Annotated in this window: 16 protein-coding genes; 6 read left to right on the top strand and 10 right to left on the bottom strand. The window is 44.6% G+C overall.

Translation table 11 applies throughout. From position 1 onward, the window contains the following. Window positions 1-120: 120 nt before the first annotated feature. The 3 genes from GLV81_RS09020 to GLV81_RS09010 form a co-directional block, all read right to left on the bottom strand. On the bottom strand, window positions 121-483 hold the full coding sequence (locus GLV81_RS09020; protein ID WP_157478574.1) for a prolipoprotein diacylglyceryl transferase family protein: 363 nt from the start codon (window positions 481-483) through the stop codon (window positions 121-123). Beyond that, window positions 477-1,412, bottom strand: a complete 936-nt coding sequence (locus GLV81_RS09015; RefSeq protein ID WP_157478573.1) for a prolipoprotein diacylglyceryl transferase — start codon at window positions 1,410-1,412, stop codon at window positions 477-479. Before GLV81_RS09015 ends, GLV81_RS09020 begins: the two co-directional genes overlap by 7 nt. A gap of 100 nt (window positions 1,413-1,512) precedes the next feature. Further along, a complete protein-coding gene (locus tag GLV81_RS09010; RefSeq protein WP_157478572.1) occupies window positions 1,513-1,926 on the bottom strand; it encodes a BrxA/BrxB family bacilliredoxin in 414 nt (137 codons plus the stop codon). A gap of 272 nt (window positions 1,927-2,198) precedes the next feature. On the opposite strand from GLV81_RS09010, the gene GLV81_RS09005 reads away from it, so the two are divergent. Then, window positions 2,199-2,633: an Hsp20/alpha crystallin family protein gene (locus GLV81_RS09005; protein WP_197429050.1), complete on the top strand. Its 435-nt coding sequence runs from the start codon at window positions 2,199-2,201 to the stop codon at window positions 2,631-2,633. Window positions 2,634-2,840: 207 nt separating this feature from the next. Next, on the top strand, window positions 2,841-4,124 hold the full coding sequence (locus GLV81_RS09000) for a hypothetical protein (RefSeq protein ID WP_157478570.1): 1,284 nt from the start codon (window positions 2,841-2,843) through the stop codon (window positions 4,122-4,124). On the opposite strand, the gene GLV81_RS08995 is transcribed toward GLV81_RS09000, so the two are convergent. The 4 genes from GLV81_RS08995 to rpmI all read right to left on the bottom strand — a co-directional run bounded on the left by GLV81_RS08995 (window position 4,121) and on the right by rpmI (window position 6,817). Beyond that, a complete protein-coding gene (locus tag GLV81_RS08995) occupies window positions 4,121-4,591 on the bottom strand; it encodes a nuclear transport factor 2 family protein (protein WP_157478569.1) in 471 nt (156 codons plus the stop codon). The two genes, GLV81_RS09000 and GLV81_RS08995, sit on opposite strands and share 4 nt — an antisense overlap. Before the next feature lie 67 nt (window positions 4,592-4,658). Further along, window positions 4,659-6,089: a type III PLP-dependent enzyme domain-containing protein gene (locus GLV81_RS08990; RefSeq protein WP_246186345.1), complete on the bottom strand. Its 1,431-nt coding sequence runs from the start codon at window positions 6,087-6,089 to the stop codon at window positions 4,659-4,661. Window positions 6,090-6,221: 132 nt separating this feature from the next. Then, window positions 6,222-6,566: a 50S ribosomal protein L20 gene (gene rplT / locus GLV81_RS08985; RefSeq protein ID WP_157478568.1), complete on the bottom strand. Its 345-nt coding sequence runs from the start codon at window positions 6,564-6,566 to the stop codon at window positions 6,222-6,224. 53 nt (window positions 6,567-6,619) lie between these two features. Beyond that, a complete protein-coding gene (gene rpmI, locus GLV81_RS08980; protein WP_157478567.1) occupies window positions 6,620-6,817 on the bottom strand; it encodes a 50S ribosomal protein L35 in 198 nt (65 codons plus the stop codon). Between the two features lie 282 nt (window positions 6,818-7,099). On the opposite strand from rpmI, the gene GLV81_RS08970 reads away from it, so the two are divergent. After that, a complete protein-coding gene (locus GLV81_RS08970; protein ID WP_157478565.1) occupies window positions 7,100-7,495 on the top strand; it encodes a hypothetical protein in 396 nt (131 codons plus the stop codon). A 54-nt stretch (window positions 7,496-7,549) separates the two neighbouring features. Here the strand turns inward: GLV81_RS08970 and infC are convergent, their stop codons facing one another. Together infC and thrS are read right to left on the bottom strand one after the other, a co-directional pair. Beyond that, window positions 7,550-8,122: a translation initiation factor IF-3 gene (gene infC / locus GLV81_RS08965; protein WP_157478564.1), complete on the bottom strand. Its 573-nt coding sequence runs from the start codon at window positions 8,120-8,122 to the stop codon at window positions 7,550-7,552. Window positions 8,123-8,203: 81 nt separating this feature from the next. Beyond that, window positions 8,204-10,135, bottom strand: a complete 1,932-nt coding sequence (thrS, locus tag GLV81_RS08960) for a threonine--tRNA ligase (RefSeq protein ID WP_157478563.1) — start codon at window positions 10,133-10,135, stop codon at window positions 8,204-8,206. A gap of 126 nt (window positions 10,136-10,261) precedes the next feature. Between thrS and GLV81_RS08955 the strand changes: the two genes are divergently transcribed. The 3 genes from GLV81_RS08955 to truB are packed head-to-tail and all read left to right on the top strand — an operon-like array spanning window position 10,262 to window position 13,568. Further along, window positions 10,262-11,440: a hypothetical protein gene (locus GLV81_RS08955; RefSeq protein WP_157478562.1), complete on the top strand. Its 1,179-nt coding sequence runs from the start codon at window positions 10,262-10,264 to the stop codon at window positions 11,438-11,440. A 29-nt stretch (window positions 11,441-11,469) separates the two neighbouring features. Continuing rightward, on the top strand, window positions 11,470-12,810 hold the full coding sequence (locus GLV81_RS08950) for a DUF58 domain-containing protein (RefSeq protein ID WP_246186344.1): 1,341 nt from the start codon (window positions 11,470-11,472) through the stop codon (window positions 12,808-12,810). An 8-nt stretch (window positions 12,811-12,818) separates the two neighbouring features. After that, complete coding sequence (gene truB / locus GLV81_RS08945) at window positions 12,819-13,568, top strand: tRNA pseudouridine(55) synthase TruB (RefSeq protein ID WP_246186343.1); 750 nt, start codon at window positions 12,819-12,821, stop codon at window positions 13,566-13,568. Window positions 13,569-13,601: 33 nt separating this feature from the next. Here the strand turns inward: truB and GLV81_RS08940 are convergent, their stop codons facing one another. Continuing rightward, window positions 13,602-15,113, bottom strand: coding sequence for a BamA/TamA family outer membrane protein (locus GLV81_RS08940; protein ID WP_157478560.1), 1,512 nt, complete (start codon window positions 15,111-15,113; stop codon window positions 13,602-13,604). Window position 15,114: the final 1 nt, after the last annotated feature.

Raw genomic sequence — 15,114 nt, 5'->3', positions numbered from 1 at the left:
AGTACAATAGAAAACAAGATAACTGGCTAAATACAGGTACAAACGGAAAGAGCCCATTTCGGGGCTCTTTTAGTGAGTTTCACCCGGAATGCAGGTGAGACGGATGCAGTAAATAGAAGGTTACGCTTTGGCTTTCCGCTTATAAAGGATAACGCCCACTCCCACCAAAATGAGGGCTAAGGCAATGAGTTCGGCCTGCGACGGATGAAAACCCAGCAGCTCGTTGGTGGTGTTTACCCTTATTTTTTCGATGAGGAAACGTTCGGTACCATTCATAATGAGGTACACGCCAAATAAAACGCCCGGTGCCAAAATGCGGGAACGCAAGAACCACAATCCTGCAAAAAGTAGCAGCCCCATTACAGTTTCATAGAATGGAGTTGGAAAAACCGGGAGTGGCAAGCGGTTGCTCCACTGGCCTTCATAGCCGGGTACTGGTATGCCTTCGCTCAATACATTGTTCGGATAAGTATAAGCTACCATCCAAGTGGGTAAAAAGAAGGTGCCACATAGCTGCTGTGCAAAATATCGGCAGTGGTATTTACTTCCTTCACACCGTGCTGTGCTCTTTTAAAATAGTTGAGGTGTACGGTGGCGCTGTCATTCCATTGCTTGGGACTGCTGGCTAAAACAGCTTTGCCCTGCTCGTCGGCTACATAAGCACTGTTGGCCACACCCCAGTCGCCGTCGCCGGCTACCTGACAGCCAATACGGCCTACGGCATAGGCCAGCATCAGTGCCGGACCAAATGAATCGACCAAATGCCAAAGGTTGATTTTGTGTTTGCGGGCATACCACACAATAGCGGCACCAGCACAAATCAAACCACCATAAAAGGTAAGGCCACTGAAAGAGAGCAGCGCATTTACAGGATCGGCCACCAACTCTTCCCAGTTTTCGAAGTTGTGAAAGAGTTTAGCACCACCAAAACCAAACACCGCTGCCAATACAATCATATCGCCTACCCTGTCACTGGGCCAAATACGGATGCTGCGTTTTTCGGGTTTGCTCAGTTTGGTTTTATTGCCACTGTACCAGCGCCATGCGGCAAAACCAATGGCCGCCAAAATTCCGGCGGGCAAATTGCCCATGCCGCTCAGCAAAAAGGCTTGCGGATCGGCCAGTGCATTCTCTTTATCTGTAAAAAAGCCAATGAATTTGAAACCGATGATGAATCCAAAGAAAGCATTCCAGATAATATCACTCATGGGCGCCCCATCACCCACGGTTATTTGTGTTTCGGTAAAACCCAGCCAACCCGCTTGCTGACGGCGTTTGAGCTCGGTAGTGAGTGCCCATGCAGCACTCAAAAAAGCCAGTGCTACCAGAAAACCAAACGTATTGATGAGTTTGAAAAATTGAATTTCTACACCAAAAACTTCCTTGAGGAAAAAATACAAATTGGGGTACATGCAACGTGGCTTTTTACAGACAATGCCTGAGTGAATAGCAAATAAAAACCTTCCCGCCGAAACGGAAAGGTCTTTTTATACAAAGCGTTGAATAGTTTGATTAGCAGTGCTGCTCAAAGGCACTGATAAGGTTACTGGCAATAACTTGTGCAGGGCGGCCTTCAATCTGATGACGCTCCAGCATGTGTACCACCTGGCCATCTTTCAGCAACGCAATAGCTGGTGAAGACGGAGGATAAGGCAACAAATACTGGCGAACCTGAGCTACGGCTTCGCGGTCGAAACCAGCAAATGAAGTGGTGAGAAAATCTGGCTTTTTGCTGGCGTTGTGCACGGCCATCAGCACACCAGGGCGGGCACTACCAGCGCTACAACCGCATACACTGTTGATCATTACCAGTGTGGTGCCTTGTTTTTTCATTTGCTCATCTACATCGGCGGGTGTCAACAACTCTTCAAAACCATATTCAGTCAACTCAGCCTTCATGGGTTCAACTATCTCGGCAGGATACATAATGCGTAAAGTTTATGCGAATAAATAATGTGCAAAGTTGCGGCAATGATGCATTCGTTGTACCTGTCGTTTCAATCAGCATGTGATAATTGCTGAAATCGAAAAGACACCCCATTTACGCCACAATGTCTTCTTTCTCAAACCAATAATGCCATTTTGTCTTTAATTTGAAATAAGATGCTATCATTTACTGACAAATGGGGTACTAAAAGACGATGGTACGGGCTTTGATTCCGTTTGGTCAAACAAATCAAACAAAAAATCGAAAGCATATGACACAGACTAAATTTATCACCCGCCCTTATGGTAACCGTTTCAATGGTGTATTCAACAGCTTGCTCGCCGATATGGAACGCAGCTTTGGCCAGGCAGTACAGCAGCCTTATACCGCTCCGGTAAACATTGCAGAAACCGCAGATGCCTTTCATTTAGAATTGCTGGCACCCGGTCGCAGCAAAGAAGCATTCACCCTGAATATTGAAGATGGTCATCTGGTAATTGCTTACAAAGCACCAGAAGAAACCGCAAACAGTATCCAATTTGCCCGCAAAGAGTTTACACTGCCTTCTTTCAGCCGTTCGTTTTTCCTTGATGACAAGGTGAACACTGACGGTATTCAGGCAAAATACGAACAGGGCATTCTGAAAGTATTGCTGCCTAAAAAAGCAGAAGCGCAGCCTGTGCAAAAGCAAATCAGTATTCAGTAATACAGATATAGCATGCTTTTGCATGCACGTATAGCAGTTGGTTTTTTTAAGCCTCTCCGATTCTTCGGAGAGGCTTTTGCATTTACTGCGTACTTTCGCTCAAGGAGTTTCGTTATCAGTGTGTTGTAGGTTGAAAACAAACAATAATTGATAAAAAAATTCATTAACAGTTCGCTTCGCTACTACGTTATCTGAAAGTAAATCGCTATGAAATTGAAAGTACTGTTGAGCTTTTTCGTTGTATTGTTCCTTCACTCCTCTTTGCAGGCTCAGGATAGTCTTCATGTGCACAAGGCAGATAGCACTATTAGCTATCAGGATTCTTTAGACGCCATTAAACTGCGCATCATCAATATGAATCCGTATTTCACGCTGCATGTAGATTCTGTGTTGCAGTATGGATTTGAAATTAATAAGCCCGCTAAAAACTATTATTGGTATTTGAAGAATGCGCCTGTTGGTGTAAAGCTCGATAAGAACAATGGTCAGTTGTTTTTTAAAGCAGAAAAGTCATATTTCAAAAGTGGCAAGCTGAAATACGACGTGCAATACAGAGTAGAAATGGGCGTACAATCGCTGATTAATGCTGCTGAAAAGGTAGACACTTTCTGTACCATCGTATTTTACAGTACAGAAATTGTAGCATCGAAATTAAAGCCAACCATCAGCAACAACCTTACTTTAGAAGAAGGCGACTCTGTGAAGTTTCGTATTCAATGTGATGAAGGAACTTTTCCTACAGAGCACATTACGATGTACACCAATATTCCAATTGCCAACTATACATCTGTAAGAAAATGTGATGATGAATTTGAGTGGATGGTACCTTATGATTTTATTCGTGATAATGATACAGCCCGTCAAAAAATGCTGACACTTCGTTTTGTTGGCGCAGATAAATTTTACAACAGAGATACTGCAGAAGTAAAAATCTTCATCCGTCCGGGTATAGATTATCCCACGCAAAACATGCTGCACAAAAGGGTAAGCAACGAAGTAGCTTCTTATGTTGCCCAATTGAAACTCACGTTCTATGTATTGAGCAGAAACATTAAAAAAACCAAATCTACCAGAACTGGTTTCGACATTACCAGTTCTTGCACTGCTCTGGCAGGCACCGCTCTCAGCACCGCCGGAGAATCTAATGGAGCCAAGAATTTCGGTAAAATATTGCCTAGTGTTGGTCTTACGCTGGTGCCTGTAAAAGAAGCAGTGTCGCCCAATAAAGTGCAGGAGCAAAACACTGCTACTCAGGTGCGTTCTGTAGCCAAGCGGTTAGAATATCTGGTTAGTGAAAACGCGATTGTAGGTAATCGGGATGTGAATGTGCAAGCTAAGATTAAAAAAATGCAAGAAGAGCTGAAATCAGCCCGCTTGCAGCTGGTAGATCTGCCGCTGGTTGAGTTTGATGACAATCTGACTCAGGAAGATGTAGAAAAATTCTTCACCGACCCTAAGGTGAATAAGAAGTACAAACTCAAAGTAAATTAAAGACAGTTGTCTTTGCGCCGGGTATCAATAATGTATTGAATTTTCCACTCGCCATTGAGTTTTACGAGTTGAAAAGAATTGACACCGCAATGGCTAAACTGGCCATTGAAATAAAACTGATAGGGCGTCCAGGCGGTGGCCATATTACCATCAATGTGAATGGCACCAATGGTAATGCGTTCATCCAGTGCACCGGCTTTTTGTTTGGTAATGGATGAAGCAAATTGTGCAACCGTATTTCCTCTTACTGTGTCAGTTTGTTGTTTGGTTTTAGCAATGGTTTCCATATGGGCATTGGCAGCAAACGCTTGTATGATACCTACTGAATCAGCCTGCCGCATGGCATCAAACATCTTATTGATGACTGCAGCCACTGCTTTTTCTTCTGCCGTGGTTTGAGCAAAACCAGCATTCCAGGTTGAACTAAAAATAAGAACAGCAGCTATTGCCAACTTCCATTGTTTCATATCTCCGTTTTTTGAATACGAAAAGTAGGCATAAAAAAAGCGACCCGAAGGCCGCTTGTCAAATTCCTTATTTAATATAGCCCAGTAGCTTGAGCATGCTTTGAGCGGATTGCTCTTTTGCATATACCCAATCTATGAGTTTGCCATTTTTGTCGTGCTCCAAAATCACATGTTTGGGCGATGGAATCATACAGTGCTTGATACCACCGTAACCACTAATCTGATCTTGATAAGCACCTGTATGGAAGAAACCAACATACAGTGGTTCTGCACTCTCACCATTGAGCTTTGGCAAAAACACTTCGTTGATGTGTTCTTCTGAATCATAGTAGTCGTGGCTATCACAAGTGATACCGCCTAATACCACACGCTGGTATGGGTTTTCCCATTTGTTGACGGGCAGCATCAAGAACTTCTCACCTATGCCCCATGTATCGGGCAAAGTGGTAATGAAAGATGAATCAATCATGTACCAGCACTCACGGTCGTTCTGTACTTTTTCACCTATCACACTGTAAATGTGTGCCATGCTTTCACCCACGGTATAGCTACCAAACTCAGTGAAAATATTGGGCATGGGCACCTTCGCTTTTTTACAAGCCGCTTTGATAACGCCTACAATTTCATTGATCATAAATTGGTAGTCGTAGTCAAAACCAAGGCTATGCTTAATGGGGAACCCGCCACCAATATTGATAGAATCCAACTCGGGACAAATCTTCTTCAGCTGGCAATAGAGGTTCACTACTTTGTTCAGTTCACTCCAGTAGTAGATATCATCTTTAATACCCTTGTTCAAAAAGATGTGGAGCATCTTCAGCTGAAACTTGTCTTCGTAACCTTCAATGTTGTCTACGTAAAATTCCAGAATATCTTTTGCCCGAATGCCCAGTCGACTGGTGTAAAAAGGAAAAGTAGGTTCTTCTTCTGCAGCTACCCGAATACCCAGTTTAAAAGGCACTTTTACCGACTTTTTGTAAGCCAGCAATTCGTCTTTGTTGTCGAGGATGGGTACCACATTTTTGAAACCCGAATTGAGCAATTTGGCAATGCGGCTGGTATAAGATTTCTGCTTGTAGCCGTTGCAAATGATGTGAATCTCTTTGTTGATTTTGCGGCGTTCGTAGAGCTTATTAATAATCTCGATATCGTAAGCAAACGATGTTTCGAGATGAATGCCGTGCTTTAACGCTTCTTCCACTACAAAGCTGAAATGGCTGCTCTTGGTGCAGTAGCAATAGTAGTACTGTCCTTCGTATTTATGCTTTTTAATGGCATTGGCAAACATGGTTTTTGCCTGCTTAATCTGGCTGCCAATTTTGGGCAGGTAACTGATTTTTAAAGGCGTGCCATATTTTTCAATCAGGTACTTCAAATCAACACCGTTGAATTTGAGGTAGCCATTTTCTACATTAAAATCTTTCTGAGGAAAATCGAAAGTCTGATGAACGAGGTCGGTGTAGGTATTCTGCACCAGGTCGGCTATGCGTCTGTTCATTTTGCGGAAAGCGTGGTTTTTTAAGAGGCAGACAAAAGTACTATTCTACAGCGGTATTGCGGATGCAAAAAAATAACCGGAAATGGATGCGATCCCTTTCCGGTTACGTTATTGTTGCAATGATGTCAATGCTTACTTCACTGATTCAACCAGCTTCTTGAATGAAGCAGGCTCATTCATAGCCAGGTCAGCCAGCACTTTGCGGTCGAGGGTAATACCCTTTTCGGCCAGCTTGTGCATGAATACGCTGTAGGTCAAACCTTCTTCACGTACGGCAGCGTTGATACGGGCAATCCACAAAGCACGGTATTCACGCTTCTTGAGTTTGCGGCCAACATAGCTGTAAGTCAAACCTTTTTCTACAATATTCTTGGCAACAGTATATACATTTTTACGCTTGCCATAAAAGCCTTTGGCCTGGTCGAGAACTCTTTTACGACGGGCACGGCTGGCAACAGCATTTTTTGAACGAGGCATATCAAAAGAAATTTAAAAGTTGATGAAATGAAATCTACCAGAATCGGCCGGTCTTACTTGAGACCCAACAGACGCTTTACGAAATGTGTATTGGCCGGAGCTACTACACCTTTCTTGGCGAGGTTACGCTTACGCTTGGTTGATTTTTTGGTGAGGATGTGCCTCTTAAAGCTCTTTTGAAATGTGATTTCACCTGTGCCTGTCAATTTGAAACGTTTTTTGGCACTTGAGTTGGTTTTAACCTTTGGCATGGTTACATAAACTTTTGCTGTTACACCCTACTGGCGGATCCGGACCTCCCGTCTCTCTTATGGAGCCATTTGGGCAATGCTTCAATTGGTTTTCACCAATCGGGCCGCAAAAGTAGGCGCTTTTATCTTAAAAAATGCATCTCTATCAAATTGAGTTGCCAAAAATGTATCAAATGAGGGTTCGATATTCCAATATGCCTTTTTATATATCCTGATAAAAGGCGCAATCATGGGCTTGCATCTGCCAATTCCAATTTGTAGCTTAGGAGAAAACATTGCCATATGATTCATTTCAATGAACTGAAACACGGAAACCATGTCATGGTGCTTAATGAAGGTACCTGGATGGAAGGCGTCGTTCAGCACATTAACCCCGACGATGGCGGGCAGGTAGAAGTAACTACCGGTGTGCAAACCAATTGGTACAGCATTCCGGAAATTGAAAGCATCCCCTTGTCGGAAGAGCAGTTGCTGCGCTTTGGCTTCGAGAAAGAAGTGATGGAAAGCGGCAACATGAAATACAAACATGGAGCTTTCCGGGTTTTGGCAGGGCCAACCAAACTCTTTACCGACTTTTTGATGTGGTACAGGGAAGAAAAAAGCCATATCAACTACCCCATGACAGTGCATCAGTTTCAAAACCGCTACGAAGCCATGGTTAAAATTCCACTGGAATAAAACAACAAAAGCCCCGGCATAGTGCATGCAGGGGCTTTTGAATTATATAGCGGATTAAGCTTTTTTCTTGGTGCCTTTAGGTGCAAACATGGCAATCATGCGTTTGCCTTCCATTTTGGGCATGCCTTCCAAAGCGCCAACTTCAGCCAGTCTTTCTGCAAATTTCAGCAGCAGCACCTGGCCTCTGTCTTGAAACATAATGGCACGACCGCGGAACTGCACGTAGCATTTCACTTTGTTGCCATCTTTCAAAAACTTTTCGGCGTGTTTGGATTTAAAGTCAAAGTCATGATCGTCTGTACCAGGCGTAAAACGAATTTCTTTCACTTCGCTTTGCTTGGAATTGGCTTTCATTTCCTTTTCCTTCTTTTTCTTCTCATACAAGAATTTCTTGTAGTCAATCACTTTTACCACCGGCGGATCGGCGTTGGGTGAAATTTCTACGAGGTCCAGTTCTTGTGCTTGAGCAATCTTCAGCGCATCCTGTGTGGCGTACACACCAGGGGTAACGTTGTCGCCAACGAGGCGAACCTGAGCAACCCGGATTCTATCGTTGATACGATGCTCAGGCTCCGGCTGCCTGAAACGAGGATTAAAACCGCGTCTGTCTTTTGGGGGAAATGCCATTAAACTGTTTTAATTTAATAATGCGGCTGATTTGGTGTAAACCGCAGGTCAAAATAACAGATTGTTTTTCAAACCTGTTGATTAATCACGGTTTTCCGCCTCTGCCGAGAGCAAATTAATGATTTCTTCCACAGATTTCATGCCGAGGTCGCCCTGTCCTTGTTTGCGAACGGAAACAGATTGTTCATTCATTTCCTTTTCGCCTACTACAAACATGTAAGGCACTTTCAGCAATTCTGCTTCCCGAATTTTCTTGCCAATTTTTTCGTTACGATCGTCGGTGCTGGCACGGATGCCGGCTTTTTTCAACTTGGCAGTTACCTCTTGCGCAAAGGGTAAAAACTTGTCGCTGATGGGCAACACTTTTACCTGATGCGGTGCCAACCACAATGGGAACTTTCCAGCATAGTGTTCCAGCAAGAAACCAATGAAACGTTCATGTGTACCCAGTGGTGCACGGTGAATAATCAACGGCACTTCGGCTTCGTTGTTGGCATTGGTGTAGCTCAGTTTGAACTTCAGACCGCTGTTAAAATCTACCTGGTTGGTGGCCAGCGTAAATTCACGACCGATAGCACTCCAGATCCGCACGTCAATCTTGGGACCGTAGAAAGCAGCTTCGTCCTGTACTTCTACAAATGGAGTGCCTGTTTCTATCAACACCTGGCGCACCATGGCTTCTGTTTCCTGCCACAGCTGTGGTTCATTTACATATTTCTGGCCCAGTTTTTCGGGTGAGTGCAGGCTCAAACGCATCACGTATTTATCTACTCCAAAAATTTTGAAGTACTTCAAATACATATCATTAACGGCCTTAAACTCCTGAAAGAACTGGTCTTTGGTGCAATAAATATGCGCATCGTTCATGTGCAGGCAGCGTACACGCATCAAACCAAACAACTCGCCACTTTGCTCGTAGCGGTAGCAGGTACCGTACTCGGCCAGGCGGTAAGGAAGGTCGCGGTAGCTCTTAGGCTCTGCCGCATATATTTTGTGGTGATGCGGGCAGTTCATCGCTTTCAGATAGTAGCGTTCGCCATCCATTTCCATGGGTGGAAACATACTGTCGGCATAATAAGGCAAGTGACCACTGGTGAGGTACATGCTTTCTTTAGCAATGTGTGGCGTAACCACCCGATGGTATCCGGCAGCTTCTTCCGTTTCCTTGGCCAGCTTTTCCAACTCTTCGATAATGATTGTACCGTTGGGCATCCACAAAGGCAGGCCCGGTCCTACGTCATCATCAAAGCAGAAGATGCTGAGGTCTTTGCCCAGTTTGCGGTGGTCACGCTTCTTGGCCTCTTCCACCATGGCAATGTAATCGTCGAGCTCTTTTTGGCTGGGGAATGTAACACCGTACACACGGGTCAGCATTTTATTGTTTTCATTACCCTTCCAATAAGCACCGGCAATATTGGTGAGCTTAATGGCTTTGATAAAACCAGTATGCGGAATATGCGGCCCACGACACAGGTCGGTAAAATTGCCTTGTGTATAAAAGGTAATGCTGCCATCTTCCAAACCTTGCAGCAGATCGAGTTTGTACTCGTCGCCTTTTTCGGTGAAATAGGCCACGGCTTCATCCTTCGAAATTTCTTTGCGGCTGAACTGCAGGTTTTGCTTGGCCAGTTCTTTCATTTTGGCTTCCAGCTTACCCAGGTCTTCTTCCGTGAGTTTATGGCCACCAAGATCCATATCATAGTAAAACCCATTTTCTACCGGAGGGCCAACCCAAAACTTTACGCCAGGGAAAAGGCTCTCCACCGCTTCGGCCATCAGGTGTGCTGAAGAATGCCAAAACGTGCTCTTGCCATCTTTATCATCCCATTTCAAAAACTGAATACTGGCATCTGCTTCAATAGGACGGGTCAGGTCTCTTACTTCGCCATTTACTTTGGCAGCAAGAATATTTCTGGCCAATCCTTCGGAGATGGATTTTGCGATATCCAGACTGGAAACACCAGCGTCGTACTGACGAACGGCTCCATCCGGAAAAGTGATTTGAATGCTCATGTTTGTTTGAATCCCAATATGAAAGGGCGGCAAAATTAACAAACAATTACTTTCGGTCGGGCAGTGAATAAGGGTGTTGGCTTAATTTTTATTTTTATTCAAATTCCGATTCCTACGTACAACCACATGAAGTTTCGTATTCTGTCTGTTTTGCTGGCGATGATGTGCCTGATATCTGCAGGAGCACAGGAACTAACCGGTATTTGGCGAGGCACATTTTACAATGAATACGAGCTGCTGTTTACCGGTGCAAAATATCGTTACGAAGTACAATTGTACAATGTAGGCAAGGCAGTAAAGGGTGTTACCTATTCGTATCAAACTACCCGCTTTTATGGTAAGGCCAGCATGATTGGCGTATGGTCGAACGGCACAGGCAATCTTACCATTAAGGAAAACCGCATGGAGGATTTGAAGATAACAGGTGGTGGCGACGGCTGCCTCATGACCTGCTACCTCACTTATCGTAAAGAAGGCAACCACGAATACCTGGAAGGCACTTACACCAGTGTCAATATGAAAAGCGACACCATCCCCTGCGGTGGTGGTATTGTGCGGTTGGAAAGAGTAAGTGAGAGTGATTTTGAAGAAGAAGATTTCATCAAAAATCCGCCGACTGCGAAATCCGGTTCTAAGCCAAGTGTAAAACCCGGACAAGGTGAATTTTTAATAAAGAAACCCACCACAGGCAACGGCGCTACTGCTAAAACAGGCACCAGCACTCCTAAGACTCAGCCATCAACTGGCAGCAAGCCTACCACGCCTCCACCAGCAACTACAGCTAAAAAACCTGTAACGCCTGCTCCTAAGCCTGCAACCACCAAACCACCCGCACCCATCCCTGGCAATACCGGAGGTAACACTGCTGCGAAACCGACACCGGTAGACAAACCAGTAGAGTCGAAACCCAAGCCTGCACCCGTAAAAATTCCTGCACCAGCAGTACTGAAAAACCGTACCAACGAAGTAGTAGAAACCATTGCTACCAGTGCCCGTTTACTGGAAATCAGCTTTTACGACAATGGAGAAATAGACGGTGACACCATTAGCGTGTATGCCAATAACAAACTTTTGGTTTCAAGAAAAGGATTGAGTACAGAGCCTGTTACCATCAAGATTGGGCTGAGTGATGAAGACAACCTGCAGGAAGTGGTGATGGTAGCTGAAAACCTGGGTACGATTCCACCAAACACCGCCCTGATGATTGTTCAGGCTGGCTCTCAGCGTTTCACTGTTCGCCTGTCGAGTACCGAACAAAAAAATGCTGCTGTACGATTCAGGTATGATCCAAATGCATTGAAATGATGATTACATTGCTGAGGTAAAATTTCCTTTTGAAAAAGACGCCTTTTTACTTACAGCTTTATTTCGGCAATCGCTTTTACCTGTTGGGGTTGAGTGTAGTTAGCTTGTTTGTTTTGCTATGGCTGCTCGATGGCCCCATGTATATTGGTCAGTGGTATTTTTTAGCAGCCATTTCTTTGGTCTTCATCGATTTTTTTTATCTCTATTTTCCACGCCACAAATTTACCTGCAGCAGGTTGCTGAGCACCCGTTTCAGCAATAGCGATCAAAACAATGTTACCCTCACATTCTGGCATTCCTATCCCCTGCCCCTGCGGGTTGATTTGATTGAAGAACTGCCTGAACAATTTCAGGAACGCAACAACAAAAACACCCGCTACTATGCCCGCAATAAAAAACATACCCTCACCTATTTTCTGAGGCCTGTGCAAAGGGGCGATTATCATTTCGGCTATACCGTTTGTATGCTTTCTTCGCCACTGCGATTGTTGCAACGCCGCCGGCTGGGCAGCAATCCGGTGATCGTTAAAGTCTATCCTTCTTTTTTGCAATTGCGTCAGTTTCAACTGATGGCTCAAACAGTACAAAACAAAGAGCAGGGCACCAAGCAGCTTCGCAAAATTGGCCACAGCCTCGAATTTGACCACATCAAAGAATATGTAAACGGCGATGATATACGGGCGGTAAACTGGAAGGCAACTGCACGACAAGCCAGCCTGATGGTGAACAGTTTTGTAGATGAAAGAAGCCAGCAAGTGTACTGCGTTATCGACAAAGGTCGCTTGATGAAAATGCCTTTCAACGGGCTTTCTTTGATGGATTATGCTATCAACAGTTCGTTGGTTTTGAGCAATGTGGCCCTCACCCGGCAAGACAGGGCGGGTCTCATTACTTTTTCGCACCGGGGTGGCGAGTTTGTAGTGGCAGACAGAAAAGCCGGCCAGCTCAAATTGTTACAAGAAGCATTGTATCGCATCAATACGGAGTTTTACGAAAGTGATTATGAAAAGCTGTACCTGCAGGTGCGCAGTCAAATCAAGCAGCGTAGTTTACTCATCTTGTTTACCAATTTCGAATCTACATCGGGCATGCGAAGGCAGCTGCCTTACCTGCGGCAAATGGCCCGCCACCATCTGTTGCTGGTCGTATTTTTCGAGAATACTGAACTTGCAGAAATGGCCCATGGCAATGCCACAACTTTGGAGCAGGTGTACAACAATACCATTGCCGGCAAATTTGTATTTGAAAAGAAAATGATGGTGAAAGAGCTGATGCATCACGGCATCATGTCGCTGCTTACACCTCCGGAGCAGCTAACGGTTCAAACTGTAAACCGCTATGTGGAATTGAAAACCCGCCAGGCCATCTAAACTTGGCTGTGGGCATTCCTGTACATTTGCGGCCCATGAATGACTCTGCTTCTACTTCATTAATTACTCAACAGCAAGTGCTGGATGGACAGGTGTTTGTAATAGACAAACCATTGGAATGGACATCTTTTGATGTTATTGGTAAGCTGCGCAAAATTTTCAAAATCAAGAAAATTGGTCATGCTGGTACACTTGACCCGCTGGCTACCGGCGTACTCATTGTGTGCACCGGAAAGTTTACCAAAAAAATTAATGAGTACATGGGTATGGAAAAGGAGTACACCGGTACCATTACCCTAGGTGCGGCTACCCCTACTTATGATTTAGAAAGTACACCCATTCCTGTGGGTAGCATTGAGGCTATCACATTGGAAAAGGCGCAAACGGTAGCAAATACTTTTACCGGTGTTATTCAACAAATTCCACCAGCACATTCTGCCATCAAAATAGATGGCAAAAGAGTGTATGAATTGGCCAGGCAAGGCAAGGAAGTGAAACTGGATCCCAGAACTGTAACGGTGAATGTATTTGAGCTCACTGATTGGCAGCCACCTGTGTTGTCTTTTCGGGTGGTTTGCTCTACTGGCACTTACATTCGTAGTCTGGCCAACGATTTAGGTGCGGCTTTAGGATGTGGTGGTTATTTATCTGCGCTGTGCCGTACCCGCATTGGTGAGTTTGGCATTGAGCAAGCATTGCAGGTAACCGATGTAGAAGAAAGATTCGATAAGGAAAGCATTCAGCCAAAAATGAAGTAACCAAACAAAGAGTGTAGCAGCAATACAAGCAGTTTAAAATGGATAACCAATGCCAAACTGTACGGCAAGGTTGCTCCTGTTGTTTAGCCCCAGCCGGTTGGTGCTTTTCCACTCAAATGTTTTCAGCCAGCCGGCTCCTTCCCGCACAGGATCTTTTACTTTAAAACCAGCATCGAAGCGGATAACCAAAAAGCTGAGACCCCAACGAATGCCATAGCCCATAGCAATTGCTAAATCGCGGTACAACTTGCTCAGTTGAAAATTACCAAAGCCATCACTGGCGGGTGTATGGTTCCAAATGTTACCAATATCTACAAATGCTGCGCCTTCCAACGAATAGCCGAACAAACGCATAAGTCGTTTGCGATGCTCGATGTTGAATTCAAGTTGGATATCGCCAAAACGATCAGTAAATCTTGCCGTATCGCTGGCAAGGCTATTGCCCAAGCCCAGCTGCCGGATAGACCAGGCCCGCATGCTATTGCTACCACCGGCTACAAACTGCCGGAAGAAAGGCAGGTTGGCATTTTTGGTACCCGACAAATCCCAGCCAACACCACCAAAAAAACGGAAATGCAGCGACGATTTAGGCAGTTTTATTTTGTGCAAAAACTGACCTTCTACACGAAAGAATTTGAAAAAAGGTCTGTTGAACATTGAATCAAAAACGGGCACAGTCATTTCAGCAGCCAACCTGAAAGAACCCGTGTGCCATGGATTGCTGTACTCCAACGCCCTTTCAAAACTAGCCCTTGTACTTAGCACATTACCTGGTGTAAATGAATAAGCCAGCGATGGATTGTTGATGATGATTTGATTGAGACTATCAGTTGAAACGGTATCTACAATTTCAATATTGGGGAAGGAAAAACTATAACTGTTTTTGCCCTTGCGCCATTCCCAACCCAAGCCGGCATTGATGCTGATTTGTTTGAAAAAACGGAAACGATCGGTCATGGTAAGACCGCCATTAATCAAGGTACGGCGACTGTCTAACTGTCGGGTATCTATGATTTTGAAAGGCCATAACAATCGGGGTATGGAAAAGGTCTGGTTCAGGTTGAAAATAAACGACTGAAAGAAATCGCCGTTACCCGATGAGGAAGCATTATTCAGCTCCAGCCCAGCCCTGCCCTGCAAAGTAGATTGGGTGCCTTTCTTCCATACATTTCTGCTGCGGTAGGTAGCGGCTAAACCTACTGCTAAAAACCGCCCCGCCAATACGTTGCTGGCAGAAATATTGTTGTTTTGACTGCCTTCCAAATCAACCTGAAAACTTTGTTTTTTGGCAGGATATAAAAAGAAGTGGAAGGCTATTTTGGCAACAGAATCGGTGTTGTAGGTATACGACCGCACATCCAGTTGCTGCCATGGGCCCATTTGCGTAAAGCTGTTGACAGTTCTGAAATAATTGGTTTCATTGTACAAAGTACCCGGTAGCAGGTAGTTGGTTCTGCGCAGCATTTTTTCCTGATAGTCATTCTTTCTGGCCCGAATTTGTACTGCATTAGAATCACTGATTTTTTTAAACTGGATCAGCTGCATT

This window comes from Phnomibacter ginsenosidimutans (genome assembly GCF_009740285.1).
Taxonomy (GTDB): Bacteria; Bacteroidota; Bacteroidia; order Chitinophagales; family Chitinophagaceae; genus Phnomibacter; species Phnomibacter ginsenosidimutans.
This window is presented reverse-complemented; position numbering and strand designations above follow the sequence as displayed.

Bases quoted from the DNA above. Each gene is read 5' to 3' on its own strand.
- GLV81_RS09020 (WP_157478574.1), bottom strand. From the start codon at position 483: ATGGTAGCTTATACTTATCCGAACAATGTATTGAGCGAAGGCATACCA.
- GLV81_RS09015 (WP_157478573.1), bottom strand. From the start codon at position 1,412: ATGTACCCCAATTTGTATTTTTTCCTCAAGGAAGTTTTTGGTGTAGAA.
- GLV81_RS09010 (WP_157478572.1), bottom strand. From the start codon at position 1,926: ATGTATCCTGCCGAGATAGTTGAACCCATGAAGGCTGAGTTGACTGAA.
- GLV81_RS09005 (WP_197429050.1), top strand. From the start codon at position 2,199: ATGACACAGACTAAATTTATCACCCGCCCTTATGGTAACCGTTTCAAT.
- GLV81_RS09000 (WP_157478570.1), top strand. From the start codon at position 2,841: ATGAAATTGAAAGTACTGTTGAGCTTTTTCGTTGTATTGTTCCTTCAC.
- GLV81_RS08995 (WP_157478569.1), bottom strand. From the start codon at position 4,591: ATGAAACAATGGAAGTTGGCAATAGCTGCTGTTCTTATTTTTAGTTCA.
- GLV81_RS08990 (WP_246186345.1), bottom strand. From the start codon at position 6,089: ATGAACAGACGCATAGCCGACCTGGTGCAGAATACCTACACCGACCTC.
- rplT (WP_157478568.1), bottom strand. From the start codon at position 6,566: ATGCCTCGTTCAAAAAATGCTGTTGCCAGCCGTGCCCGTCGTAAAAGA.
- rpmI (WP_157478567.1), bottom strand. From the start codon at position 6,817: ATGCCAAAGGTTAAAACCAACTCAAGTGCCAAAAAACGTTTCAAATTG.
- GLV81_RS08970 (WP_157478565.1), top strand. From the start codon at position 7,100: ATGATTCATTTCAATGAACTGAAACACGGAAACCATGTCATGGTGCTT.
- infC (WP_157478564.1), bottom strand. From the start codon at position 8,122: ATGGCATTTCCCCCAAAAGACAGACGCGGTTTTAATCCTCGTTTCAGG.
- thrS (WP_157478563.1), bottom strand. From the start codon at position 10,135: ATGAGCATTCAAATCACTTTTCCGGATGGAGCCGTTCGTCAGTACGAC.
- GLV81_RS08955 (WP_157478562.1), top strand. From the start codon at position 10,262: ATGAAGTTTCGTATTCTGTCTGTTTTGCTGGCGATGATGTGCCTGATA.
- GLV81_RS08940 (WP_157478560.1), bottom strand. From the start codon at position 15,113: ATGCAGCTGATCCAGTTTAAAAAAATCAGTGATTCTAATGCAGTACAA.